Below are 26,832 nucleotides of genomic sequence, written 5' to 3'. Positions count from 1 at the left end.
CACTTATTTCATAATAAAATCGATTACGTATTAAAACAACAAAAAAAGCGCATTTAACTGCGCTTCTCATACTTCAAATAAACCAATTGACCTTTGGTAAAACTTTCCACCAAATGAAGATGTTCCATGTTTATCGATTCTTCAAATAGCGCTATCCCCTTGCCGAGTAAGACCGGCGCAACCGCAATCCAATACTCATCAATAATGGATGCATCCACAAGTGCTGAAACCAACCTTGCCCCACCGACAATCCAGAGATCTTTACCCTCTTGGTGTTTTATCGAATTGAGAACTGCGACGACATCTTCCGAGATGACAGTCATGTTATCTCGAGGCTTTAGATCTTGTGATGAAATAACATAGGTATACGAATCCTCATACGGATATACATCTGGTGAAAGTTCTTCAGTCACCTGTTCGTATGTTTTCCGTCCCATGACGACAGTATCAACGGTTTTGTAAAACAAATCATAAGTGTCATCATCTCCAGAGTTATAAGGCTCCAACCAATCAATTGAACCCTTTTCATCCGCAATATAGCCATCCAAACTCATGGCAATAAATAATTTAATTTTTCTCATCATAATACTTTCTAAGTTTCATAAACTAATCTTCACGCAGAACTTTACCTGTGATCGCATCAACCTTGATGTCGATCGACTTTTGATGCGCTCCAACGATTTCAACTTCATATATAAACAAATCTTTTTCTTTTTTAAGTTCAACTTCCACAAAATGTCCGGGTTTGAACTTAATAGCTTGATGCATTGCTTCTGATACAGGGATTATCGTATCTAGTTCATCACGCGTAAATCCATCCCGCTCGACTTCAATCAATTCTTCATGATCCAAATATTCATTTGTCTCTGAGAGTATTGCATGATTATTATTAAATACAATTTCAACTTCACTGTCTTCAATCGCTGCCTTGACCTCATAAACACCTTCTTCATGAAGGGGACGATAAGCAATCTCTGTAATAATTGATTGTTCATCATGTAAAGAAAAATAGAATTCAAGGGCATCTTCAAATGAGACATCCGGAAGATGATTAGGATTTTCTGTATTCGGTTTGACAGGCGGAAGTTTATGAACCTCTTTATCGATGGGACGAGGTTTCACCGTAGTCGCAGTTTTACCACGATCTGCACATCCGGTAACGATTCCTAGCATCAAACAAATACAAATGATCTTTTTCATGTCGACAGTCCTTCCTCATTCTTTTCTATTTCTATTTTAGCACACACTTGCTTGAACAACTGTGTGTTGTATTGTGATTTTAATTAGAAAAAAGAAGCCGAAGCTTCTTTTAGAATAATAATGGTTTTACTACATAGAAGAATAAGAGCACGATAATTCCTAAAACAATTCGGTAAACACCAAATGCTTTAAAGTCATTCTTCTTAAGATAATTCAATAAGAATCGAATTGCGAATACTGAGACAATGAATGAAACAACCATCCCTACTACGAGCAAACCAAATTCTGAAAACATAAATCCATTTCCTTTAATGAAGAACTTCGCTAATTTCAAAATACTTGCTCCAAACATAACAGGAACAGCTAAGAAGAACGTAAATTCAGTTGCGACAATTCGTGATACACCAAATATTAATGCACCCACGATGGTTGCGCCAGAACGTGATGTTCCTGGAAATACTGCAGCAATCAATTGAAATAAACCGATAATTAATGCAGTTTGGTATGTAATTTCAGAAATTTTTGTGATTCTAGGTTTTGAATCTTTATTACGGTTTTCGACCACGATAAAAATAATACCGAATAAGATTAACATAATTGCAACGACTGTCGGATTATACAAATGTGCATCAATCCAATCATCAAATAGAATTCCAACAATTCCAGCTGGAATACATGCAACGACAATCTTTAACCACATATCGATAATGTTTTTTTCAACGGTAATTTTTCCATCTTTATTTTTCTTAAATGGAAAGAGTTTATGCCAATAAATAACGACAACGGCAAGAATCGCACCCAATTGTATTACAACAAAGAACATTGATTTAAATTCAGGTCGTGCATTCAGTTTAAGGAATTCATCAACAAGAATCATATGTCCTGTACTACTAATCGGTAACCATTCTGTAATTCCTTCAACAATACCGAGGATTATAACTTTTAATAACTCAATCAAACTAGAGTCCTCCTATTTATATTATGCCTTAACAGACTATGATTAGAATAACATATTGAACACTCATTGTGATGAATTTGATGTAAATTTCAGTTAAAAGATCATGGATAAATTATTTCATGCGATTCTTTTTATCATTGATAACACGAATTATAAGTCCCAATCCAAGGAGTGTATAACCATGATATTGCGGTGTTACTCCGGTTTGAGGTAACGATTCACTTGCAATACCAAAACGAATCATTGGCTTTTCTTGTTTAACACTTTCCACCTGTGGTGGCTGGACAACAGGATCTTTTGGCTTAACAATTGGTTTTTTCAGATCATCAATCGGTTTTAAACCGCCATCTACAGGTTTTACAGGTTTGGTAGGGTCGGTCGGCTTTACCGGATTAACGGGATCAGTTGGTTTTACCGGATCTACGGGATCAGTTGGTTTCACCGGATCTACGGGATCAGTTGGTTTTACCGGATCTACAGGATCAGTTGGCTTCACCGGATCTACGGGATCAGTTGGTTTTACCGGATCTACGGGATCAGTTGGTTTTACCGGATCTACAGGATCAGTTGGCTTCACCGGATCTACGGGATCAGTTGGCTTCACTGGATCTACAGGATCAGTTGGTACGACTGGATCGATTTCTACAGGTTTAGGTTTAGGTTTAACGGTAACGGCTACAGATTGTTCTTCGCCGTCTTTGGTGCGATAACGCACATCCGTTTGACCTTCTTTAAGACCTTTAAACATCATGTCCTGTTCGTTATTTTGAGGCGTTCCTTCAAGGTACTCTGCATCCCAAACCCATTTTCCTTGTGCAGGTTTTGGACTTAATTTAAACGTGTTTCCGACCTCTACCGTCATCGTATTCGGCAGGTTTTTAATCACTTGAACAAGTTGATTGATTGCTTGTTCAAGTTTGTCTACCATAGAATCAATGTGGCTTTGATCAATACCTTTTTGTTTGCGAAGCGCTTTTGCTTCCTGAAGTGTTGTTGTAAGGGATGTGAAGGATGTTTTGGTGTAATCATCTGCATTAAGATTTGATGCCTGACTGATTAGGATATCAAGTTTTTTAGTATCCAATCCCCCTACTTTTACCTTCGCAACAGCACGTGTTCCGTTTTTGAGTTCCGCAATGACAGCTGCTTCACCCGCATGCTCTCCTGTAAATTTGAGCCCTGCAATACTTACGTGTTCTTCATTACTTGTAAGTAATCGCGTTACAACTTGTGGATTACTTGGATCATTGTTTTCAATGATGAATTTTGGTGAAACGACTTCACCCGAGTTAATTTCATATACACTTTTATCAAAACGTAATGTTGGCTTATATTGTGGTTGATCTACTACTTCCACCTCATACTCTAATTTTTCATAGGCATTTTGTACCGTAATTTTTGCTTTACCTTTTTGATGTGCTTCAATTTCTCCGGTATCACGCGCTGATACAATATGAGGTGCATCAGAATCGAAGGTCCGTTTTCCTTCTAAATTATATGAAACAAGTTGGCGTTTTTCTCCAACCTTCATCTGAAGTTTAAACGATTCTTCTTCAAACACTTCAATCAACGCTACAAGATCAATACCGTTTTTATCTTTTATTTTAATAAAGGTTGCTCCTGGTTTTAAGCCCGTCACAAGTCCTTTATCATTCACATCCGCAATCTCAGGGTCTTCAGATTCAAATGTAGGTGTTTGCCATTTAAAATTACCCGGTTCAAGCTCTACTTGTGCTCCTACCTTAATTTTGAATTCATCAACTTTAAGATGTGGTTTCGGTGTCCCGGGGACGACTGTTTTATAGTTCGTTTCAAGCATTCCTGCATCAACTGCGGAAATAACCACTTCATGCCCTTTTAAGTTTGTCACATCTACATCAAAAGCGTGACGTGAGACGAGATCATAAGGTGTATATTGTTTCTTTAAAGGACGATTTACTTGTACTTTACCATTATAAACGGGGTAGAGTGCTGTCTGTGTTAAGAATGTGTTGTCATTACTTTCCACATGCATCATGACTGTGCCATTTTTTTCCGTAAACTTAATTTTATCTTGAGGAATGACAGGTTTGGTGTTATCAACGTGGATTGTATGAACAATCTCTTGGTCAATTCCCTTACGATACCCTAAATCTGCGCTGATTTTCATATCATATCGCCCTTCGGGTAGTGGGTTTTTCTGTTGATCAAGACCTGTGAAGGCTGAGAATGGCCAAAAGAGTAGATTAGGAACTTGTTTTCCATAGGAATTGTTGTAGAATGTTTTGCGAATATTGGGTCGTTCTTCTTTCATAATGACCTTTTTTGTTTGTTTGTTGGTAATTTCCATCGTCATGGATTCAACGTTTCTTAATTGACCTAAATTAATACCACTGAGTTTATCGTATAAGCCATCACCATTGGGTGAGATGACAAAACGACTTGGGTTTGTATGAATCATACGACGATCAAAAATATTACCACCCATCGGCATTTTATCGGATAAGTAACGGTGTGCATAATTGCTTGCACGAACACCCATTTCATATTCCGCAGCATGATCAAAAATCGGTGCTTTTTCCCAATCTCCATAGAAAGCGAGAAATGGAATACTTATTTGCGGATGACTTGCGTGTGTGAGTTGCACAAACCCCTCTACATACGTACCATTTTCAAATTCTTGGTTAAGACGTGTTTTCTCAGCTTGTGTAAGCTGGACTGTAATCGATACATCTTTTGTTTCTTTTGCTTTTACGGTTATGGAGGTTACACCTGAACGTGTTACATCCACACTGCGATTATCATCTGTCATAAACGCACGTTCTCGATGATCATCCATGATACTGCGTTTGATTGCGGGTACACTTACTTTTTCTTGAATCTGATACGTTTCGGTTTGCGTTCCCATATTGGTAACTTTAAATTTTAACGTATAATTTCCCGTCTTGTTTTGATCATCCCCCAATTCGATTTTAGGACGATTGGATCCATCATGATTTTGTTTTGGATCAACGCTTAAATAGACTGGTGTCTTAATGGCTGCATTGATATCCATCATTCCAGCACCTTGCTTTCGGACTGGTTGTGGTGCTCCATCTTTTTGGACGATTGGATGCGCGGTACTCATCAGTAAATTATTAGTGAGTTCCATTTTTTGAATGTTCGTTAAATTACCAAATTTATCGTTTAAGTACTGTTTCATTAATGCGGATGCACCTGCAACATGAGGTGTTGCCATGGATGTTCCGGACATTTCATCGTAGTTTTGACCGTTTAAACGAGGCATCGCGGAGCGTATCCATGCTCCTGGCGCCGAAATCTCAGGTTTAATACTGATATTAGGTGTTGTACCGATACTGGAGAAACCTGATAAGGTAACTTGAGTTGGATCAATCGTTTTACTACCAGGACGATATTTTGTATTGTTTACACTTGCAACAGAGATGGGTGATGCATAAGTTGAAGGGCTCCCAACAATACCGTGATCAGGATCTGAGGCAAGCGTTAAGTCATTACCATATAAGTTTTTTTCAGAAGACGACATAGCATTTCCTGCCGCCACATCAAGTACAATTCCGTTATCACGAATACGATTGTACATATCATTTGTTGGTTTGTAGGAATCATGCATATAACCTGCATCACTTCCTAAACTCATATTTATAACATCAACGCCTAAATAAACACAATCTTCTAACGCTGATACTAAGCTGATATCACTGGCACCGCCACCTTTATCACTAAATACTTTAAAAATCATCAGTTGTGCTTCCGGTGCAACACCTCTAAAATCTGCTTGATCTTTTCCTGCTACCGTTCCCGCAACGTGGGTACCATGCGCTAAACGTCCATAATTATGCGCACTTGGATCAACAATTGCATCTTTATCCGCATAGTCATAAACAAACGGAACTTTATCATTAATATATACTTGATCTACGGTTAAACCGGGAGTATTGGCTATTGCTTTCAGTTTTTTATTATTAAGTACTGACTGAATTTTTTGTTTATTAATTCTAAATTGTGTTGGCGCTACAGCAAATGCTGGATGGCCTGTATCGAGACCCGTATCCAATACCGCCACCACAGTATTCTCACCTTTGTAATGGGATTGTGTCCAAACCGTATCCGAACCAATAGTACGATTACTATCAACCATTTGGGGTTCTGGAATCTCGTATGTTTGACTCACAAACGCACTCTTAACCCCTTCGATATCTTTAATTAAATTAAGATCATCCAATGAAGCCTTAAGCGAAAAACCATTCATAACTCGTGTGAAGTTACTATCTACCGCTACATCTTTTTGTATCACTTCCGCAATCTTATCCACTACAACTTCATGAGATTTGATTAAATTCGCTTCAAGGTCTTGAGCCTGTTTCGTTTCCGAAAACTCACCCAAACTTCCTACTTGTCTTATCTCATTTTCGTAATCTAAAATTGGCCGTGCTTCAAGTTCCACAATAATATCGACGGGGACACTTGGGTCCACAGAAACTTCTGGGTCATCCTCTTGAGTACTTGTATCTTCTTCATCCAAGATTGTTTGAACGATCGATACATCATCCAGAGCTGTGAGTTCAGCTAATGTTCCCTCATCGTTTGCACGAATATTTGTACCGGTTGTTATCACTAAAAGGAGTGATAAGACCAATGGCATCATCGTTTTAAATCTTTTTCTCATAAAATCACCGCTATCCTTATATATAGTATTTATTATTTTCTTTTTTTTATAATACATGAATTATTTTTATTATGGTCAAGATTTAAGAAAGTTCCAAAATTCATCAAGAATCGCGTGATTTTATATCAAATTTTGAGCATTGCAAGGTGGGAAATATTCTACAAAAACAAAAAAGTGCCCGTGAATTGGCACAAAAAAACTCTCGTTACCGAGAGTTAAATGATAATGTTTTAATTAAGCAACTTTAACGTTGATAGCTTTATCACCACGTGTATCACTTTCAATATCGAAAGTAACAACATCACCGTCATTTAAAGTTTTAAAACCATCGCTGATGATTCCTGAGTAGTGTACGAAAATTTCTTTTCCACTGTCAGTGATGATGAATCCAAAACCTTTATCTGCATTAAAGAATTTTACTTTTCCTGATTCCATAAGTATGCCTCCAGTTCTAGTTAATTAAGAAGGTCATGCTTACCTTGTTCACACAATTGCAATGAGTATCTTTTAACTTCTAAAGTATATCACATCATTTTGCTAATTACTACTAAACATTTAAACTTATTCATTTCTCACCAAAATACCACATTCAAAACTTTCATTCATTTATCTTGTTGCTTTCAACAATCTAACGTAAAATTAATTTATAGAAATGAGGATGCATATGAAGAATCTATTTAAATTATTGATTAAAGTGGTCTTATCATTCCTGCTTATTGTTTTAATTGTACTGGGTGGTTTTATTACTTATGCCTTTATTACTGATTATAAACCCGAAGCTCGAATCCAACTTGAAATAGATCAAGGAACTTTGAAGTCTACAATTTCTACTGGTAAACCCTATTCGATTTTAACTTATAATATTGGTTATGGTGCATTAGGAAAAGATCAAGACTTCTTTATGGATGGTGGGAGTAAAGCAGGTGCTGACTCATACGATGAAGTGATTACCAACATGGAGTCAATCAATCAGTTTTTCATAACTCAAAATCCTGATTTTGCTTTCTTTCAAGAAGTGGATTTGTCGGGGAATCGCGGTTTTGACGTCAATCAATACGAGTTCCTACGGAAAGATGAATATAATGGGGTTTATGCACCCAATTACAAGGTGAAATACGTTCCTGTTCCATTTACACATCCCATGGGTGGTGCTGAAAGTGGAATTGTAACCCTCTCTAAATCCGTTCCAAACCTTTCCGAACGTTATCGTTTTGAAGGTGAAGAACCGATGATTAAACAATTGTTTGATCTGAAGCGCGCTTTTAGTATTACACGCTATCCAACGGATAACGGTAAAGAACTGGTTCTTATCAACGCGCACTTCTCTGCTTTTGATGAAGGAGGTAAAGTCCGTGTCCAACAACTTGCACAGATGCGTAATGTTCTTGAAACTGAGTATGAACAGGGCAATTACGTTATTTTAGGTGGTGACTTTAATCATGAGTTACCTACAACGGATGCGCAAGACTTCACCTGGACCGATACCTATCCTGATTGGATTATGAAGCTTCCTGAGGACTTTGCGCCTCAAGGCTACCATTGGGGTGTTGACCCCACAAATCCTTCAGTACGAGCCGTAGATAAGGCCTACCGACCTCAAGAAACCTTTACCGCAGTTATAGATGGATTTCTTGTCTCAGATAATATCGAAATAACACAAACTAAAGGACATGGAACCCTCAACTTTGAACATTCCGACCATAACCCAGTAACAATGATCTTCACATTAAAATAAAAAAATACGTTTAGAAAACGTATTTTTTTATTTTAATGTGGTAGATGATCGAGTAGTTGGCGAAACACAGCATGACCTAAGGGTCTGCAGTTAATCACATCCGTTTTGAATGTACGTATGTTTTCGAAATTTAACTTCATATCATGATTTTGTACCTTTATGCGATATTCCTTAAAGTCATAACTCTTTTTCATACCCATCAGTTGGTATGAAATAATGTGCGTATCATCCAAATCGAATCGTATAGCATCCTTAAGAATAATAAAGTAGATGCACAAAATTGAAATAACACCACCAAGTGATACATAGACACCTAAAACATTTGCCCAATCAAGCTGTGTTTGTCGGTCTAAGATAAATGTAAGAACGCTTAGGAAAACAATTAGTATTAGCGCACTTAAGAGATAACTTCTCAGAACACGTGTTAGGGGGCGTTTAAACGTTCTCATCATTACCCTCCTTTTTAAAGATTATACAAAGTTAACGCGAAATTTCAGTTAAGAACTCGTGATATTTCCATACAAAAAAAACACGTTTCAAAGTTTAACGATGAAACGTGTTTTCTGTATTTACTATTGAATTGTCAAAAGATTTTCTGTTGAGGGATCAACATTTTCATCTTCTTTATGAAGTGTAATGGTTTGTCCTGATGTAAAGATAAAAGGACTTACTAGCGATTTGCCTTGTGCTTTCACAAAGTCGAGGTCAACATGAGTCAATACATCACCTTGTTTTACCTTATCACCTTGTTTCACCACCGCTTTAAATCCTTCACCTTTTAATTCTACCGTATCAATACCAATGTGAATGAGAACTTCAAGCCCTGCATCCGTTTGAATACCGAATGCATGACCTGTAGGAAAGATCATCGTAACTTCCCCACTCACTGGCGCAACAATTTCACCATTTGTAAGTTCGATTGCGTAACCATCACCCATCATTTTTTGAGAAAAGACTTGATCTGGAACCGACGTTAATGACCGTGCGATTCCAGTTCCAAATGCTTTCATCGTTTCTTCTTTTTTCTTAAATCGTTCAAACATGGTGAACCTCCGTATATATTTTTATTAGATTGTGTTCAAACTAATGCTTGTGTTTGTAACGGGAACTACTCATCAATACCTAAGATATCAACAATATTATTTTTGTAGAGAATCGCTTTCGCGCCATAAATCGCTTGAATACCATCCCCAACTACAAGAACATCTGTAGCTCCGAGTGCTTTTAAACCTTCTTTGTTTACGCTATCTTGAGATTTTACCGCTACACGTAAACGTGTAATACATGCATCAACATCTTCAATATTTTCTTGACCTCCAAGATATTCAATAATCTTGATAGAGTCATCTTTTAACGAATCTTTTGTTGTGACTGCAGCTTCTGGAGCTACTTCGTCTTCACCGCGACCCGGTGTTGGGACATTAAACTTCAAGATATAGGTCTTGAATACAAAGTAATAGATTACAAACCAAAGTGCACCTACTGGTAAGACATAGAGCCAGTGTGTTTTAGCTTGTCCTTGTAAGATTCCAAAGAGTAAGAAATCAATAAATCCACCTGAGAATGTATTCCCAATTGAAATGCGAAGTACATCCGCAATTAAGAACGATACACCGTCTAAGAATGCGTGAATTACATAAAGTACAGGAGATACAAATAAGAACATAAATTCAATCGGTTCTGTGATCCCTGTAATAAATGATGTAAGTGCAACACCTAAGAATAAACCACCATATTGTTTCGCTTTATCTTTCGGTACACAGTGATACATTGCAAGACATGCTCCAGGTAATCCAAACATCATCGTTGCGAAACGACCTGCAAAGAAACGTGTTCCATGTGTATAAAGACCTACATGGTTTGGATCTGCAAGTTGCGCAAAGAATATTTTTTGAGCACCTGCTACAGAAACACCATTCACAACTTCAACACCACCAAGCTCTGTAAACCAGAACATTGGGTAGATCATATGGTGAAGACCTGCAGCACCACATAAACGCATCAAGAATCCATAGAGGAATGTTCCAATTGGACCTAAAGTAGCAATAAAGTCACCACAACTTACAAGAAGTTGTTGGAAGGGAGGCCAAACAATATAGAATGCGGCTCCGACAAAGATTGCTGCAAATGAAGTAATAATCGGTACAAAACGGGATCCACCAAAGAATCCAAGTACTTGTGGTAATTGGATATTGTGGTAACGGTTATGGAAATATACCGCAACACTACCGATTACAATACCACCAATAACTCCAGTATCAATAGCAGCTCCTTCAGGACTAAAAATCCCAAGAAGTGCCGTCATAGTTCCATTCATAACAAGATAACCTACAACACCCGCTAAAACAGCTGTTGCTTTATCTTTTTTCGCAAGACCTGCACAAAGACCAATTGTTAAGAGTAATGCAAGATTTCCAAATACAGTACTTCCGGCTGCAGACATAACTTGGAATACAGCCTGTAAGATTGGTTGATTTAGAAATGGATAAGCTGCTACAGTATTTGGGTTTGATAGTGCTCCACCAATCCCTAAGAGCAATCCAGCAGCTGGAAGGATTGCAATTGGTAACATAAATGACTTACCAATTTTTTGTAGTTGTTTAAACATTATTTCTCCTTAATCGCTTCTATAAAGCGTGTCGCAATTTCTTGAGGACGGGTAATGGCACCACCTACAACAGCACTATGAACTTTTAAATCCATAATATGTTTTAATTGCTCGGGATAATGAATTTTACCTTCCGCAATTACAGGAACCTTTACCGATTGAACCATCTTCTCTACCAGTTCAAAATCCGGTCCATCAACATTTTTAGAATACGATGTGTATCCCGCAAGTGTACACGAAACACAATCGAAACCAATACGTTCTGCCTCGATCACTTCTTCAAGCGTTGAACAGTCTGCCATAGCAAGACGTCCACCATCATGAATTTGTTTGACGAGGTCTTCCGTTTTCACGCCCATCGGACGAACACGGTTTGTTGCATCAAGTGCAATCATTTCACATTCTGTTCCAAGAAGTGCTTCAACTTCTTGATGTGTTGCAGTAATGAACACTTCACTGCCTTCATAGTTTTTCTTAATAATACCAATAACCGGTAAATCTACCGTCTTTTTAATTTCATTGATATCATTAACCCCTTGAGCTCGAATCCCTACAGCACCTGCTGCCTTTGCAGCAATTGCCATACGGCCCATAATCATTGAGCTTTGTAACGGTTCCCCATCAAGTGCTTGACAGGAAACGATAAGTCCGCCTTTCACAGCTTCTAACATAATCTAACCTCCTCAACACTAAGAGTGTTGTAAATTGTAAATGTGTAGTGCAATATAACCAATTTCTGATTCAGGAAGTTGAATATTAAACTCTTGATCAAGCATTAATGCAAGATCTTCAGAGATTTCATAGGCTTCACAATACCGTTCACGTAGAATATCAATCAATGGATTTGTGAGGGTTACATTATCTCCTGAACGTTTAAATGCAAATTTGAGGTGTGTAATTAAACGTGCTTTCCCTACACTGTTTTGAGTGAATTCTTCTGGAATACGATTGTTGATAAAGTCGACGGATGCAGTGATCACCTGAGCATAAAAAGCACTGTTTGAAACCTTACCTTGATGCATGGCAGCATGTAAATGGAGAATTACCGAGCCAACTTCAGAGTGAGGGAGTTCTACATCCAATTCGTCATTAATCATTTCAACCATATGTTTGGAAATATCATAAAGCTCGGAATACATAAGATAGTATTCCTCGGTGAAGAAGTTGCTCATCTTAACGCGATTATGATAACGATAAATCGCAAAATTAATATGATCGAGTAATGAAATATGAATTGATTCATCAAATTTATAATTCAGAGTCTTTTCTGCATAAGCAATTGCCGCTTCTGTAACAAGCAGTACTTGATCATCTGTGTTCATAACGATCTTTTCATACTGGCTCATTTTATCTAAATCTTGAATACGGTAAAAACTCGTGACAGACTCTTCATCGATGACCGCTTTGCTCTTAGCGTCAAAGCCGATGCCTTTTCCAATCAAGATATAGTCATACTTATCAAGTTGGGCAAAGACAATATTATGGGTAAATGCTCGAACTACTTTGAACTGATTCTTCATACGTTCATCTCCTTCTTCCTGGATTACACTAGAGCTCATGCAACAAAAAAACAACTATCCTCGCTGAAACAAGAGCTCACGAAAAAAATTTCGAGTCGCTAATGCCTATATGCGAAATATAGTTGCACGCATATGGATTATAGCCGAAATCCCTTACAAAATCAACGAGTTTGTAAAATATATTTGAAATTTCACATTGTTGAAAATTATTACCGGAATATATCGCATTTCTACCCTTATATTAAATTAATTATCATTTTATATCAAATTTATCACAAACATATCACACCACCCAGAATTGACATTCGGTTTAATTATTTCAAATTAAGCGTATAATAGACCTATAAGTAAAAAAGGAGTATCTATGATTACGATTAAATCAAAACGCGAAATTGACGGTATGTATCAATCCGGGCAATTACTCGCTTCCATCCATGAGTCTCTACGAGACTATATAAAAGCCGGAATATCAACACACGACATTGACCAATTTGTACAAAAAATGATTGAAGACAATGGTGGTGTTGCAGCCCAAATTGGTTATGAAGGTTATAAGTATGCTACGTGCTGTAGTGTGAATGACGAGATGTGTCATGGTTTTCCAACCCACACAAAACTTAAAGACGGTGATCTTGTTAAGGTAGACTTTTGTGTTGACCTCAATGGATTTCTTTCTGACTCTTGTTGGGCATACTGTGTTGGAAATAATCCAAGTCCTGAAGTAAAACAGTTAATGGAAGTTACTGAAAAAGCTCTTTATATCGGGATTGAACAAGCCCAAGTTGGCAATCGTGTTGGTGATATTGGTGCCGCTATGGATGAGTACATCACGCAATTCGGTTATAAAATGTCTCTTGATTTCTCTGGACATGGTCTAGGCCCCACAATTCATGAAGAACCGATGGTTCCATTTGTCGGTGTGTATGGAACTGGCGCGAAGCTAAAAGAAGGTATGGTTATTACGGTTGAACCGATCGTCAACGAAAGTTCACCGTATGCGAAGTTAGATGACAATGGCTGGACTGCTCGTACAAATAACGGATGTCTAAGCTGTCAATATGAACATACTTTCGCTATTACGAAAGATGGTCCCTTCATTACAACCAAACAAAAATAAAACGTTCAGGCATAGCCCGAACGTTTTTTTTTACGAATCTGTGTATTTAAGTTTACGTCCACAATACTCACATGGAATGGTTTCATGTTGAATGACTTCATTTGAAGCACCACATCCTGGACATCGAATCATCTTCGACTGTACTTGAGCTTTGTATTTCGATACAAATAAACCTTCAATCATTTTCGAATCTCGATTAACACTCATATCTTGAAGATAACCTTTTCGTACAAGTTGATCTAAATCTTGAATCGTTTCTGGATATGTTTTATCCATTGACCGTGCTAAGGAATCAATTGAAAAAATTCCTCTCTTAAAAATAAGTTGGTTATAGGCATGGTACCGTTCTAGATTTAAGTTTGATTTGGTTGCCGAGTAAACCATCGCCAGACCACCAAACATGAACGCAATACCGATAATCATACCGCTGTAATCATAGCGATACGAATCTTGAACTTCAGTCACTAGTCCAAAAAGACCAAAGAAGAACAAGACAACACCCCACACTAACCGACCTGTCTTACGTTGGTAAAGACGTGATTTTGGATTAGTTGATATTTTTTTAAACTGCATAAGTTATTTCATTTCCAAGCGATCTGCTTTGTTCTTAACGATTAAAAGGAACACCATAAGTAATGCATGAATTACAATTTGACCAATCAATAACGTTTGATCGGGTTGATGAATGAGAAACGATACAATCAGTGTATAACTTATTGATAATAACGCATAGAGCGCCATGATGGTCGCGACACTGCTTTTTAAAAATGTTGATTTCATTGTACCCACAAATCCCGTGATTAAAAAGAAAACAACTTCTGTTACGAGGATCCATATAAATGCAATTTCAACAATAACACCACTCAAATAACCAATCAATACCGTCGCAAGTACCGTTATCAGTCCGATAATATTATAATTTTTATTCATGATCATCGACCTTCTTTCCACAACTTCCACAGAATTTCGCATCACTTGTTAATTGTGCGTCACATGATGGACATTTTTTTTGTAACTGGGTTCCGCACTCATGGCAGAATTTTTGCGTAGCATCATTGAGCTCTGTATGACATCCCGGACATTTTTTCACTTCGTGTTTAAGCACTTCGGAACATGTTCCACAAAACTTATCCGACTCCATGACTTTCGCACCACAATGAGGACATGACAGATCCGCATCAAGGCTTAAGGTTCCCATGGTTTCACTCATAGTTTTTCCAAGCCCTGCTCCAAGACCTAATCCCATACCAGCACCCATAACACTGCCCATACTTCCTTCGTTTTTCGCAGCACCAACAAGAGTATCAAAGGAACGTTCTTGTTTGTAGTCATATCCAACAATATCCATCTCTGCACGTTTTGAAAGTGCTTCTTTAAGACGCATTACCGCACCATCTGTATCTGGGACACTAATATCCACAATATAGAAGTTCAAGAGATTAATACCATACTCCGAAAATGTTGGTTGCATTTGTTCTTTAACAGACTCTGATAGTTCTTTAAGATATGCGCTCAGTTCAAGAACTGTAATGCGTTTTTCCACAAGATAGGTTGAAATTGCATCTTTCACATGGGTATTATAAAACCCTCTAAAATAGTTAATAATTTCATTACGACCAAAGCTTTTAAGTGTCCCCACCAACTTAATCAGAAATGCTTTTGGATCATGAACTGTAATTCCAAATTGACCATAAGCACTGAGAGGTACATATATACCATACTTAGGATCTTGAATTTGGATGGGTGATGTTGTTCCCCACTTAATATCAAGGGTGTGTGCTTTATTTACAAACCATACTTCTGCTTTAAAAGGTGATTTCTTTCCAAATGGAAGATTCACAATCTTATTAAGAAGTGGAATATTTGCGGTATCAAGGGTATGTCTTCCAGCTTCAAAGACATCATAAGCAACCCCTTCCTTATATAATACTGCCGCCTGTGATTCATTCACAATGAGTTGTGTAAATGTTGTAAGTTCATCACCAGGGTATTTCCAAGCGAAAACATCTTGATTTCCTTCGTATTTTACGATGTCGATAAGTGCCATAATAATCCTCCTATTTTTCTAATGTAAACGTACCGGATAATAAGGTGCGATTACTTTCTGATACAACGGTAAATTCTAATTGATCGCCGAGATTCATTTTCAACACTGAATTGCTGTGTTCTTCTAATTCATAAAGCACTTCTTTCGGTTCATTTGGGTTAATGAAGCTTCGACTTGATGTTGGGTAATTCGAGCGTTTCCGTCCAGTATTGAGGGATTCAAGTGATGTTTGTAAATCATTTACTTGAATGGGTCTGGTTCCATGGTTTTCAAAGCGTACGCGATACATCATCGATCGTTGTACTCCTTTTTCCGCATAACGTCTTCCTTCCAAATAAGAAGGTTTGTATTCGCCATTAATGAAGTCAATACGTTCAAGGGTCGCGGATAACATTCCATCCTCTGATTTAAACGTAACGTCTGGCTTATATTGTTCCGTTACAATGCCCTGACCGTAAGCCGAGCGAAGCATATTTGTCGGCAAGGCCAACGAGGTGTCATAAATTTTCGCTACTTCTGTCTCCGCAATAGGAATATCCAGTTGACGATAACTTTCAAACAAACGATCATCCGTGAAGTCCCCTTCAAAATTAATTTCAGGTGACTCAAGTTTTAAACCACCCTCCATGAATAGGTTTGCATAATGTGTTGGACTTAAAGCAACTAAAAGTTCGCCTTCTTGTTCTGCTTCGGGTTGAATTGTAATATGACCACCTGTTGCAGAGGCGCTTGCCCAATTTAAATTGGGATAACTTGCATCCGTTTTAATCGCATTAAGATAATCCCGTTCAAAATTAAAATTTTCAAAATTCTTCACAACAATAGCTTCCGACTGATGATTTTCGACTGTTATATGTGCAATCAGATACCGCTTCGTTGATGGGGTTCGTGATGATGACCCAATTTGGATGGCTTGTTCCAGTTCCACAAGTTCATACCCTTGAATTACTACATCAACACTGTTGGCGTTGTAGGTGAAGGGTTTTTCCAGTTTGAAAAGTGATTTTGTTACAGGTGATCCTAAAGTTTCAAAATAGCTGTATGTATCTTTAAAATCATAAGAACCGTTGATGGTTTCATAGTTTTGTACATTGGTATAACGTGCCGAACGCATTTGTGCCGGGCGCATCTCCCAGCCAAGCCAAGTAAGCGTCAAAATCCCCACAACCATCAGTACAAACAAAATCTTATAATCACTCACCCTCTGTTTTAAATGTTTTAACTTCAATGCATCCACCCCTTTTTTATATTAATTTTAGGAGTAATGGCGTGAATTCACGGTGTAATGTTATAAAACACTGTGAATATGTTATAAACGTCAAAAAAAAGACAGCTTATGCTGTCTTTTCATGCTTTTCTATAATTTCTAAAATCGATTCAAGATAGTGCTCATCGTAATCTACTTGATAGTCTGCATAGGGTGCAAGCCGTTCATTAAAGTTAATCATAATTCCCGGATTTGCATGATCTAACATCTCTATATCATTGATATCATTTCCCATCGCAATATAATCTTCGATGCCAAGACGTTTTAAGGCATCATATTTCGATGTTTTAAATGCCAGTATATCTAAAGTTCCTGTCGATTCATGACGGTAAAATGAAACCGGTAGATCACTTAGACGATCGTGAACACGATTCATATCTTCAGCCTCTAAAACGATTAATTTCATAACCCCATCTAATGATTCAAACGATACATTGTCTCCAAGATTCCCTCGATTAACATACTGCATTAATTCATGGGAGCCATCTCCGTTATAACTAAAGTTCCATCTGCCATCTGCTAAATAGATCACAGATTCATCTTCTAAAACGTCCATAATCGATTTTAAAAGATCCGCTTCAAAAAGACATACGTCCACAATTTGGTCATTTTGAGAAATGATTGAACCATTTCCGCCAATTAACGTATAGTTACGATAGCGATCTTTTAGAACCGGTAACATATCACGAATGGGTCTTGCGGAAGCAAACATTACGTGATGACCTGCTTCTTCAAGCGTTTCTAAAAGTTGAACCCCTTCTTCACTTAAATTCATATAATCAAAACAAATTGTTCCATCGATATCAAAAACACAATTCATAATCTTCCTCATAGTTTTCTATCTGTTTAAAAGTAATCTGAAAAATATACACGGTCGGACACTACAATACGTTTAAGATTTCGTAATGCACGTTGCGAACCCACTATGCGTCCAAGTCGTGATAAATACGATACGGATTTATATCCCATTAATAATGTAGTAAGGGCTCCAATATCCAATCGAATTTCAGGACCTACCGCTTCATTACTAATCAGAATATTCTCTTCATCATCCCAGTTGATACCAAAAATTCGATGATTCCATGGCGCTGCCTGATCTTCGACGATAAAATGAAACGGTTCGCAGATGTCTGCGAAGGGATAGTTACGTAGAAACCCTTCCACATCCACAATCCGAGCCATGTAGTAGGGCTGAATCGTTTCGACAATATCGCTGTCTTCAAGATAAAATGCAATGGGTTCTCCAGAATAGTTTTTTCCACTCACCGATTCAATCATTGAAAAGTGAGCGGCAATAAAATTCCAAATTCCTTTGCGCGCATCTTGATTAATAAAGATCATCTCTTTAATATTGAAGACTTCATCGGAAATCCAATAAAAACAGAGACCAGTAGGTTCCTCATCTGCATTATAATAAACTGCGGCAAAACGATCTTCTTCATTTTCCCATCGCCAGTATTCTTCCCAAGCTAAACGATCACGAATCATCGCACCGTGATTATTACGAGCAAATTGATCATAAACACGATAGACATCCTCATCATCAATTTCTAATCGTTCAACATGTCCTTTTACAGGAACTGTTTTGGGTAATTGGCTGTCTTTAAGAGTAAATGTCATTTGATCTGAAATAATCTCCCAGCCCTTATGCCGGTAAAACGGGATACTATAAGGATACAAATAGGAGATATATTGTTTGTTTTCACGCATGGATTCTAATGCTTTTTGAATTAACTCACGCACTAAGCCCATATTGGCATACTCAGGATACGTACCAACACCGGTAATGCCTCCCATTTGATACAAGGTACCATGAACATTAACTTCACAGGGATAGATTGCGATTTGAGACACCAACTCATCTTGATTGTACCAACCAAAAACATCAGCTTGACTTAGAATTGGACGTTTAGCACGTACAATTTCTTCTTCGTCTTCATACCCTGAACTGATTATTTCTTCCCCAGTAACTTGAAATACATACCGCAACAATTCATTAAACTGATCAATATCCTCAACGGTTACGGGTTTAAGTTTTAGTTTTCTGTGCGTAGAATGCTTACTCATTCTTTCACCTCTTTGTTTTTATTATAATTAAAAATAAGTCACTTTACAATTGGTTCAAAATTTGAGTGTTATTTACAAACTCAAAAATCCGTGAATCTTCACTACACACGAGTTTTGAAACACTTAAGTTTTCAGGACTGCGATTTAACCAAACACCTTCTGCATATAATTTAAAGAGTTGCGCACACACTGCACCATGACATACGAGCATGACGTTCTCATAACCTTGTTTACGTGCATCTTCTAATGCATCATCAAGACCTGCCACAATACGATTTTCGAACTCAGCGGATGATTCAGCACCACAGTTATCAAATTGATGGATCCAATCGAGTCGATCAATCATATTAACTTCTTTTTGTAAGTGTTCAAAGTTTTCATATCCGCGATGTTTTGCGATTTTGTTCCACAACTCCACAACAGGAACACCTTCAAAATGTCCAAAAAAGAATTCGCGGAAACGGCGGTCTGCTTGCATCGGTAAAGCATGTCCATAACCTTCGAGGATGCAGTCACGTGTTTGGTATACACGTCCACTATCACTTGAATAGAGTGCATCAAAATCTATTGTTTTTAAGTTTTTTCCTAATTGACGTGCAAGTACTTCACTTTCCTCAAGTAAAGGTGTATCACTCCACCCTTGCATGCGGTCATAATTATTAAAAATTGTTTTTCCATGTCTAATAACATATACATTAATTGGTTTACTCATATTTACCTCCAACAACCATACTGTGATAGTATAGCAGTTTCTAAACATTCCTGCTTTGAGATACCCCCGAAAAAAAAGTGCACAAGGCACTTTAAACATTTATTGATAAGCATGTTGCAGTTCCGGACATGCGTAAATCATTCGTATTTGCCTCAAGGAAGAGCGTCTCTCCCGCCTTGAGTTTGGTCGTGTGATTATTATGAGTAATGTCTAAACTCCCTTCCAAAACAACCCATGTTTCAAAACTTTCAGGTCCGACTTTATAATCTAAAACACCGGATAGATTCATGCATGTAGTTTTAAAATACGGACAAGATACCAGAACTTGTTTCTGATAATTCTCAAAGGTTTCAAGTTTGCCTTGTGGTTTAAAATGGGTATCCAACGGATCCAAGTTTGAAACATCAAGAGCTTGTTTCAGATGTAGTTGACGAAGATTTCCGCAAGCATCTTTACGATTATAGTCATAGACACGATAGGTTGTATTGGAATTTTGTTGGATTTCACAGATGACAATTCCTGCGCCAATTGCATGGATGGTTCCTGCTTCCACAAAAATAACATCGCCTTTTTTTACCGGAACACGATTTAAAACATCGAGGACGGTATTCGATTCGATTGCTTGCGCAAAATCATCACGACTGATTTTATTTTTGGTTCCATAGTAAATAGCGGAATCGGGTTCTGCTTCAACGATATACCACATTTCTGTTTTTCCGTATTCCCCCTCATGCTTGAGGCCATAGTCATCATTTGGATGTACTTGAATCGAAAGATCCTTTTTCGCATCGATAAATTTAACTAGAATCGGGAAGAAATCAAAATCTTGAGCATGTGTACCCAAAATTTGGGTACCATAATATTTTATGTATTCAGTCAGTGTTTTGCCCTCATCCACGCCACTTACAACATAACTGGGACCATCAGGATGTGTCGATACTTCCCAACTTTCTGCCACAATATCTAAATCTGTTTGTTTTTGATACATTTCTTTTAAGCGTGTCCCACCCCAAAGATAATCTTTAAATGCAGGACTTAGTTTAATTACAGCCATATTAACCTCCCTCAAGGTTGGTCACGTGTTGTGGCCAACCACAACACTTATGAAAGTGAATTAAACACAAGTAATGCGCCACCGATGATGCCATTGTCATCACCCAGTTTTGCTTTCTCGATTCGTACGTTTTCTTTTTGAACCTCATAAACTTTTTCTTTAACACGCTGTGAAACTTCTTCAACATATCCGTCGATTTTCAGTGCCACACCGCCTCCTAAAACAATAATGTCTGGGTCAATCATGCCAATCATCCCCGCAAGTGCATTTGCAAGGTATTCTTTGCTTTCATCAAGAATGATTTGTGCTTCACGATTTCCCTTTTTCGCATAAGTCACCACATCGCCTGCATGATTTACATCTAGCCCCTCTGCTTGAGCACGAGCCAGTATTGCAGTGCCACTGCACATTGATTCTAAACTTCCAGGCATCAGTGGTTTTAATTGATGTCCTCCAGGAACAAGAATGATGTTCGCAATTTCTTGCGCAAAACCGTGAGCGCCTTGGAATATGTTTTGATTAATAATCAAACCCCCGCCAACTCCGGTACTTATCGTTAAAAATTGAACAACTTCACAGCCTTGCCCTGCACCTAAACATGCCTCAGCAAGGCCTGCAAGATTGGCATCGTTTTCCACAAACACTGGACAATCGAAAAGTGATTCCGCATATTCTTTTAAGGGAAAACCGTGCCATCCCGTTAAATTAGGAGGGGTCAATACGATACCTTTTTTTAGATCTAAGGGTCCTGGACACGACATCCCAACTCCAAGGATGGGTGTGTCAAACGCCTTCACAATTTCATGAATTTTCATAAGATTCGCTTTAGGATCATTTGAATCTGTTGAAAACATATTTCGTTTAAGAATCGCTCCAGCTTCATCAACTAAAGCCACACGTGTATTGGTTCCTCCAATATCAACACTAATCGCATATTTCATGATTTTCACCTCCACATTGACTTAAATGCGATGCTACCGCGCCAATTAAGTTCGCATCATTATGGTACGAACAAGGTTTGAGATTGATTTTTAGCTCATCAAGTTGGGCCTCTTGTAATAAGCGATTAATGCGTTGATTTAGCTCGGGAATTAAATCCGGATGTTTTGATACCCCACCACCTAAGACAATACAATCTGGATCTAATGTGAACTGCAGATTGTACAGACCAAGTGCAAGCGCATCATAAAACTTATTGACTTCTTCTAAAGCAATCTGATCGTGCTGCGCACGTTGGAATACGGTTTCTCCCGTTAATGCATCCATTTCAAGTCCTTTGCGTAGACAGTATCGTTCAGCCATGTGTACGGCCGTCGCAGCCATACTCCATGTATTTTCACCGTCAAAAATCATGCAGCCAAATTCACCCGCAAATCGTTGTGACCCCCGTTGCAACACACCATCTACAATGACCGCACCGCCAATGCCTGTGCCAATCACGACAAAGAGAAGATTTTTCATGTCTTTTGCGACACCACGCCAAGACTCCGCAAGTGCTGCACAGTTTGCATCATTCTCGATGCTTACAGGAAGTCCAAACAGTGATTCCATTTCCTCTACAATTTTAAAATTATGGATATAGTCGATTGCACTTAGGCCCCCAATAATACCTTGTTTGATATCAACACTTCCGGGTGATGATATCGCAATACCTTGAACAGTATTTTGGTAAGGTTTAACGCGTTCTAACATCTCGTTTTTCAGTTGTTCCCAAGTGGAAGGGGTTTTAAAAGAACCTGGATCGCTTAAAGTATCGCCATCCCATAATGCATATTTCACAGAGGTTCCACCCCAATCAAATACAAAATATTTCATCGCTTATTCCCCCTTTTGATGGTGTTCAATCACCGCACGCATCCAAAAACTGCTCTGTTTTGGAAAACGTTTTTGAGTTTTAAGATCAATACGATAAAAACCATAGCGATTGCGATAACCATTTAGCCACGACCAACAATCCACAAATGTCCACAAGTGGTAACCAAAGCAATTTGCGCCATCCGCAATGGCTTGTTCTAAAACCTTCAAGTGATCATAAATAAATTCGACACGATAATCATCTTGAATTACGTCGTCTTCATCGACAAAACGCATCTCATCTGCTACACCCATACCATTTTCAGATAAGTACCAGGGTATGTTGTGATACTCATCCTTGATTAGCGTTGCGATATCACTCAATGCTTCTGGATAGATTTCCCATCCCCGATAGGGATTCATTCTTCGTTCGGGCCATATATACGGAATATAGAGATCTTCTGGATCTTGTGCAGGTGTTTTTGATGTTGTGGGTGCTTGAACACGACGCGGTTGATAATAATTCACTCCAATAAAATCCAGTTTAACATCGGAAATAATTTCTAAATCTTCAGGATTTGTATCTGGCATTAAATCATGTTCAAGGAGTAACGCCTTCAAGGGCTCGGAAAAGGTTCCAAGTACCATACCATCAAGAAAACTTTTGGTATTGAGTAAGTCGGCTGCTTCCTGCGCTTTCAAATCTTCTTCCTGAACACTTTTACCATAGACTGGCGTTAAATTTAGAATTGTACCGAGTTTGGCGTCGGGTTTCACAGCGCGCATCGCTTGAATCGCTTTCGCATGCGCTAAGATTGTTTGATAACCCGCATGAATTGCCTTCTTAAAATCATGGATTGCAGGGTAGTGATATCCATAAAGATAACTGCACTCTACATGCACAATAGGCTCATTAAACGTTGTCCAATATGTGACCAAATCTCCAAAAGTCTCAACACAGACTGAAGCATAGTAAGCAAATGCATCGCTTATACCCTCATACTCCCAGCCACCTTTTTCCATGAGCCACCAAGGCATATCAAAATGAAAGAGATTAATCACCGGTTCAATACCCGCTTCTAACATGGCACTGAAATAATCTCTATAAAATGTGACAGCTTTCTGATTTAAGGTTTCACCATCAGGTAAAAGGCGCGTCCACGCAATGGATGTGCGAAATGAATTTAATTTCATCGCTTGCATGCGTTTCACATCTTCGCGGTAATGATGGTAAACATCACTTGTTTGATTTGGTCCTATTTCTTGATCAAATTGATTTGGTTCCAATTTATGCCACATATCCCATGTACTTGGACTTTTTCCATCGACATCCGCTGCACCTTCTGTTTGGGGAGCAGACGTTGCTGCCCCAAACCAGAAATGCTTTGGAAGACTGAAATCATTGGTCGGTTTCATCATTGTCCCTCCTTTTTAAAACGAAGGGTCACAATTTCTGCCGGCTTTATGATGCCATCAAAAACTCCGTTATCTCTTTCTAAAACATCTGATTTCATCACCGTATGATTTGGCAGACAAACCTCCAAAGCATCACTGCATTCCGATTCCATATTGAATAAACGTACAATAGGATCTTTCCCATGCTCTTTACGTTTTAAAGCAGTCATCCACATTCTTTGACTCTTTAAGCTTAGATAAGTATGGGTTGGGGCAAGAATTCCTTGATGATGCTTGCATTGCTTCACTTGGAATCCAACTTGTTTTGCTTTCACAGTTTGATACATATTCACACGATTCGTATCGTTATGACATCCAAAATAGAGTGTCGTATGATGATCACCCAAACATTGTGCTTCAGGTGTAGGGAAGTATCCCCAATCTCCCATTTCCCCAACACTTCGAAGTAATGTAACAGCGATTGTGTCGTTATTGACTATTTCATATTCATTCAAACCAATATTCCCAATAACCACGCCTTGTCCGTGTGTATAGAGACCACAGAAAGCTTGTTGGTGTTGGGGATTCGAAGGATTCTCCCAAGATTTGCTTACCGCATTAGGACGAGTAACCACTTCAAAGATACTTTCTGCTTGATGATGTGTTGTTTTAAATCCAACATCAAAACAAGCACGCAAACGATGATCTTTCATTTCATTTGTAAATCGGGTATCAATTTTTAGAACCGGACTGTTTTTTTCTAATGTGAATTCTGTAGTAATTGCGAGCGGTGCTGTTTCTAGATTTCGTTTAGCGTTCCGTTGGCGCATTTCTGTAACTGAAATTTGTTCGTACAATAAAGATTCATCGGCACTTACAGGAATATCAAGATTTTGAGTCATAGCGACACGTTGAACCAGTGGACTTCGTTCAAGTTCTTCAATTGTTGCTTGAACATTACGACTTGTAAGTGTTTGCTCCCCATAAGGTTGTTTAAAAATGTATTCATTTCCAATATCACCCGCATCATCGTAATAAAAGACATCTAAGTATGACTTATGATTCGCTTTGTCATAAACATCAACCGCTCCATTTTCATGAATGGTCACTTTTAAAAATTGATTTTCGAGCACGTTCTTTTCGATAAGTTCTTCAGCGCAATCAATCGTATTTTCTCCCTCAACCAGTGCAAACGATTTCCAACTTAGGGCCGGCAGTTCACAGGATAATCTCACCTTCACGCGTTTGGACATATGTGGAACGCGGAAACCATCTTTTGGTAGGTCATAATCAAACTGTACCCACGAATCTAATATTTCTGCTTCAACCTTATGTCCTTGTTCATCTTGAACACATAAGTTTGGAAGAACTTTGGCTTCAAGTTCCTTATACAACTGGTCTGGTTGTTCGCGGTTAAAGTCTAAGCGCTCCAATTCAAGAGTGATTGTCACTGTTTCATAGCGTTTGATTCCAAGTGTATTAAAAATTGTAAATGGACGACTGTTCTCTGGGAACATCGATGTATCCATTTGCTTCTCTAAATGATCCAACGCGAGATCTTTGACATAGACTCCAACTTCTTCAGCGTTTTCAAAACGGGTCATCATTTGGCGATGAACTGCATCAACCGAGCAACCACAAATACTGTCATGAGGATGATTTTGCATTAATGTTTTCCACGCATAACGAAGCATGTCATGTGGATAGTCATTTTCCATTGCCATTGTAGCGAGAGGTTCCGCAACAAGTTCAAGAAGATTTTGTACTTCTGTATTCTTTTGTTTTAAATAAACACGTGACGACGACGTATTTGCAAGAGTATACCACCCGTCCGTTTCTTGACTTGTAAGCTCACCCTTTACCCTGCCCAAATCATTGGGTAATTCAGCCATCACAGCTTTAAGATAATCATCAAAATTACTGTGAATGAATTCATAGTCTGGATATAGCTCGTTCGCAAGGCGGATGGCCTCCGCAACATTTTTTTGAACAGGTTGATGATCAACACCATTCATCATGAGGAGATGACGTGTGGATGCATACTTCTCAACATCCGCAAGTTTTTGATTCCAAAACGCTTGGGCTGCATCTTTTTCAACGGGTATTTCATTACCATTGCTATACCAGTTCGCAAAAAGAATACTGAAAATTTCAGTTTGATCTGCACCTTCCCACATAAGTTCGGAGTAATTGGAAACATAAGTCTCATCCACAACAACATTATTAAATCCAGTCGTTTTTACTCCACGTCCATACGCAACCGCATGAATATCTGCTTGTTTCATCAATTGTGGCGCTTGTCCCATGTTTCCAAATGTATCCGGGAAATAACCCAACATTACTGGTTCTCCCCATTGTTTACTTTCATCAAGTCCTACCAACATATTTCGTGTATTCGCCTCAGCGCTGATTAAAAAATCATCTTGAAGAATATAGAATGGTCCCACTTTTAGTTTCCCAGATTGCGTTGCCTCAAGAACTTCTTGACGTCGATGAGGACGAACCGCTAAATAATCATCAAGTGGAATGGTTTGTCCATCCAGATGAAAACTTTTAAATTCTGGGTCTGTTTTAAATAAATCCAAAAGATCATCAATAAGTTCAACTAAACGCATATGGTGTTGCTCGTAAGGTAAATACCACTCTCGATCCCAATGACTGTGGGATATGATATGTACAATTTTTTTCATCT

At 38.3% G+C, this 26,832-nt stretch carries 24 protein-coding genes; 2 read left to right on the top strand and 22 right to left on the bottom strand.

The window, feature by feature from the left end:
* Window positions 1–53: 53 nt before the first annotated feature.
* The 5 genes from NMG63_RS01465 to NMG63_RS01445 all read right to left on the bottom strand — a co-directional run bounded on the left by NMG63_RS01465 (window position 54) and on the right by NMG63_RS01445 (window position 7,259).
* Window positions 54–584 (bottom strand): dihydrofolate reductase family protein, encoded by a 531-nt coding sequence (locus tag NMG63_RS01465; protein WP_254007236.1) that lies wholly within the window; start codon window positions 582–584, stop codon window positions 54–56.
* A 22-nt stretch (window positions 585–606) separates the two neighbouring features.
* Window positions 607–1,200, bottom strand: a complete 594-nt coding sequence (locus NMG63_RS01460; protein WP_254007235.1) for a PepSY domain-containing protein — start codon at window positions 1,198–1,200, stop codon at window positions 607–609.
* Between the two features lie 109 nt (window positions 1,201–1,309).
* Window positions 1,310–2,158 (bottom strand): undecaprenyl-diphosphate phosphatase, encoded by an 849-nt coding sequence (locus NMG63_RS01455; protein ID WP_254007234.1) that lies wholly within the window; start codon window positions 2,156–2,158, stop codon window positions 1,310–1,312.
* Window positions 2,159–2,270: 112 nt separating this feature from the next.
* On the bottom strand, window positions 2,271–6,824 hold the full coding sequence (locus NMG63_RS01450) for a S8 family serine peptidase (RefSeq protein WP_254007233.1): 4,554 nt from the start codon (window positions 6,822–6,824) through the stop codon (window positions 2,271–2,273).
* Between the two features lie 234 nt (window positions 6,825–7,058).
* Entirely contained in the window at window positions 7,059–7,259 is a 201-nt protein-coding gene (locus NMG63_RS01445) for a cold-shock protein (RefSeq protein WP_003775691.1), read from the bottom strand.
* Window positions 7,260–7,488: 229 nt separating this feature from the next.
* Here NMG63_RS01445 and NMG63_RS01440 point away from each other — a divergent pair, with 229 nt between their 5' ends.
* Complete coding sequence (locus NMG63_RS01440; RefSeq protein WP_254007232.1) at window positions 7,489–8,559, top strand: endonuclease/exonuclease/phosphatase family protein; 1,071 nt, start codon at window positions 7,489–7,491, stop codon at window positions 8,557–8,559.
* Between the two features lie 32 nt (window positions 8,560–8,591).
* On the opposite strand, the gene NMG63_RS01435 is transcribed toward NMG63_RS01440, so the two are convergent.
* The 5 genes from NMG63_RS01435 to NMG63_RS01415 form a co-directional block, all read right to left on the bottom strand.
* On the bottom strand, window positions 8,592–9,008 hold the full coding sequence (locus NMG63_RS01435) for a hypothetical protein (RefSeq protein WP_254007231.1): 417 nt from the start codon (window positions 9,006–9,008) through the stop codon (window positions 8,592–8,594).
* 123 nt (window positions 9,009–9,131) lie between these two features.
* Window positions 9,132–9,602 (bottom strand): PTS sugar transporter subunit IIA, encoded by a 471-nt coding sequence (locus NMG63_RS01430; protein ID WP_256478988.1) that lies wholly within the window; start codon window positions 9,600–9,602, stop codon window positions 9,132–9,134.
* A 65-nt stretch (window positions 9,603–9,667) separates the two neighbouring features.
* On the bottom strand, window positions 9,668–11,167 hold the full coding sequence (locus NMG63_RS01425; protein WP_123171885.1) for a PTS transporter subunit EIIC: 1,500 nt from the start codon (window positions 11,165–11,167) through the stop codon (window positions 9,668–9,670).
* Window positions 11,167–11,838 carry an N-acetylmannosamine-6-phosphate 2-epimerase gene (locus tag NMG63_RS01420; RefSeq protein ID WP_254007230.1) on the bottom strand — a complete coding sequence of 224 codons (672 nt, stop codon included), beginning with the start codon at window positions 11,836–11,838 and terminating at the stop codon, window positions 11,167–11,169. Before NMG63_RS01420 ends, NMG63_RS01425 begins: the two co-directional genes overlap by 1 nt.
* A gap of 18 nt (window positions 11,839–11,856) precedes the next feature.
* Window positions 11,857–12,687 (bottom strand): PRD domain-containing protein, encoded by an 831-nt coding sequence (locus tag NMG63_RS01415; protein ID WP_254007565.1) that lies wholly within the window; start codon window positions 12,685–12,687, stop codon window positions 11,857–11,859.
* A gap of 364 nt (window positions 12,688–13,051) precedes the next feature.
* On the opposite strand from NMG63_RS01415, the gene map reads away from it, so the two are divergent.
* On the top strand, window positions 13,052–13,804 hold the full coding sequence (gene map, locus NMG63_RS01410) for a type I methionyl aminopeptidase (protein WP_254007228.1): 753 nt from the start codon (window positions 13,052–13,054) through the stop codon (window positions 13,802–13,804).
* Between the two features lie 30 nt (window positions 13,805–13,834).
* On the opposite strand, the gene NMG63_RS01405 is transcribed toward map, so the two are convergent.
* The 12 genes from NMG63_RS01405 to NMG63_RS01350 all read right to left on the bottom strand — a co-directional run bounded on the left by NMG63_RS01405 (window position 13,835) and on the right by NMG63_RS01350 (window position 26,830).
* Window positions 13,835–14,377, bottom strand: coding sequence for a hypothetical protein (locus NMG63_RS01405; protein ID WP_254007227.1), 543 nt, complete (start codon window positions 14,375–14,377; stop codon window positions 13,835–13,837).
* A 3-nt stretch (window positions 14,378–14,380) separates the two neighbouring features.
* Window positions 14,381–14,734, bottom strand: a complete 354-nt coding sequence (locus NMG63_RS01400; protein WP_254007226.1) for a hypothetical protein — start codon at window positions 14,732–14,734, stop codon at window positions 14,381–14,383.
* Window positions 14,727–15,851 (bottom strand): SPFH domain-containing protein, encoded by a 1,125-nt coding sequence (locus NMG63_RS01395; protein ID WP_254007225.1) that lies wholly within the window; start codon window positions 15,849–15,851, stop codon window positions 14,727–14,729. The genes NMG63_RS01400 and NMG63_RS01395 overlap by 8 nt, the downstream gene beginning before the upstream one ends.
* Window positions 15,852–15,861: 10 nt before the next feature.
* Complete coding sequence (locus NMG63_RS01390) at window positions 15,862–17,088, bottom strand: hypothetical protein (protein WP_254007224.1); 1,227 nt, start codon at window positions 17,086–17,088, stop codon at window positions 15,862–15,864.
* 97 nt (window positions 17,089–17,185) lie between these two features.
* Window positions 17,186–17,938, bottom strand: a complete 753-nt coding sequence (locus tag NMG63_RS01385; protein WP_254007223.1) for an HAD-IIB family hydrolase — start codon at window positions 17,936–17,938, stop codon at window positions 17,186–17,188.
* 26 nt (window positions 17,939–17,964) lie between these two features.
* Window positions 17,965–19,185, bottom strand: coding sequence for a GNAT family N-acetyltransferase (locus NMG63_RS01380; protein ID WP_254007222.1), 1,221 nt, complete (start codon window positions 19,183–19,185; stop codon window positions 17,965–17,967).
* A gap of 43 nt (window positions 19,186–19,228) precedes the next feature.
* Complete coding sequence (locus NMG63_RS01375; RefSeq protein ID WP_254007221.1) at window positions 19,229–19,897, bottom strand: histidine phosphatase family protein; 669 nt, start codon at window positions 19,895–19,897, stop codon at window positions 19,229–19,231.
* A 91-nt stretch (window positions 19,898–19,988) separates the two neighbouring features.
* Window positions 19,989–20,951 (bottom strand): type I phosphomannose isomerase catalytic subunit, encoded by a 963-nt coding sequence (locus tag NMG63_RS01370; RefSeq protein WP_254007220.1) that lies wholly within the window; start codon window positions 20,949–20,951, stop codon window positions 19,989–19,991.
* Between the two features lie 47 nt (window positions 20,952–20,998).
* The gene (locus NMG63_RS01365; RefSeq protein ID WP_254007219.1) at window positions 20,999–21,892 is read right to left on the bottom strand and encodes an ROK family protein; all 894 of its coding nucleotides are present in this window, start codon (window positions 21,890–21,892) and stop codon (window positions 20,999–21,001) included.
* Window positions 21,876–22,766 carry an ROK family protein gene (locus tag NMG63_RS01360; RefSeq protein WP_200542971.1) on the bottom strand — a complete coding sequence of 297 codons (891 nt, stop codon included), beginning with the start codon at window positions 22,764–22,766 and terminating at the stop codon, window positions 21,876–21,878. The genes NMG63_RS01365 and NMG63_RS01360 overlap by 17 nt, the downstream gene beginning before the upstream one ends.
* Before the next feature lie 3 nt (window positions 22,767–22,769).
* Window positions 22,770–24,161 (bottom strand): glycoside hydrolase family 1 protein, encoded by a 1,392-nt coding sequence (locus NMG63_RS01355; protein WP_254007447.1) that lies wholly within the window; start codon window positions 24,159–24,161, stop codon window positions 22,770–22,772.
* A complete protein-coding gene (locus NMG63_RS01350; RefSeq protein ID WP_254007218.1) occupies window positions 24,161–26,830 on the bottom strand; it encodes an alpha-mannosidase in 2,670 nt (889 codons plus the stop codon). The genes NMG63_RS01355 and NMG63_RS01350 overlap by 1 nt, the downstream gene beginning before the upstream one ends.
* Window positions 26,831–26,832: the final 2 nt, after the last annotated feature.

Origin of the sequence: Erysipelothrix amsterdamensis (assembly GCF_940143175.1) — a bacterium.
In the GTDB taxonomy this organism is placed as follows: Bacteria; Bacillota_I; Bacilli_A; order Erysipelotrichales; family Erysipelotrichaceae; genus Erysipelothrix; species Erysipelothrix amsterdamensis.
Note: the sequence above shows the minus strand (reverse complement) of the source record. Positions and strands in the feature narration are given on the sequence as shown.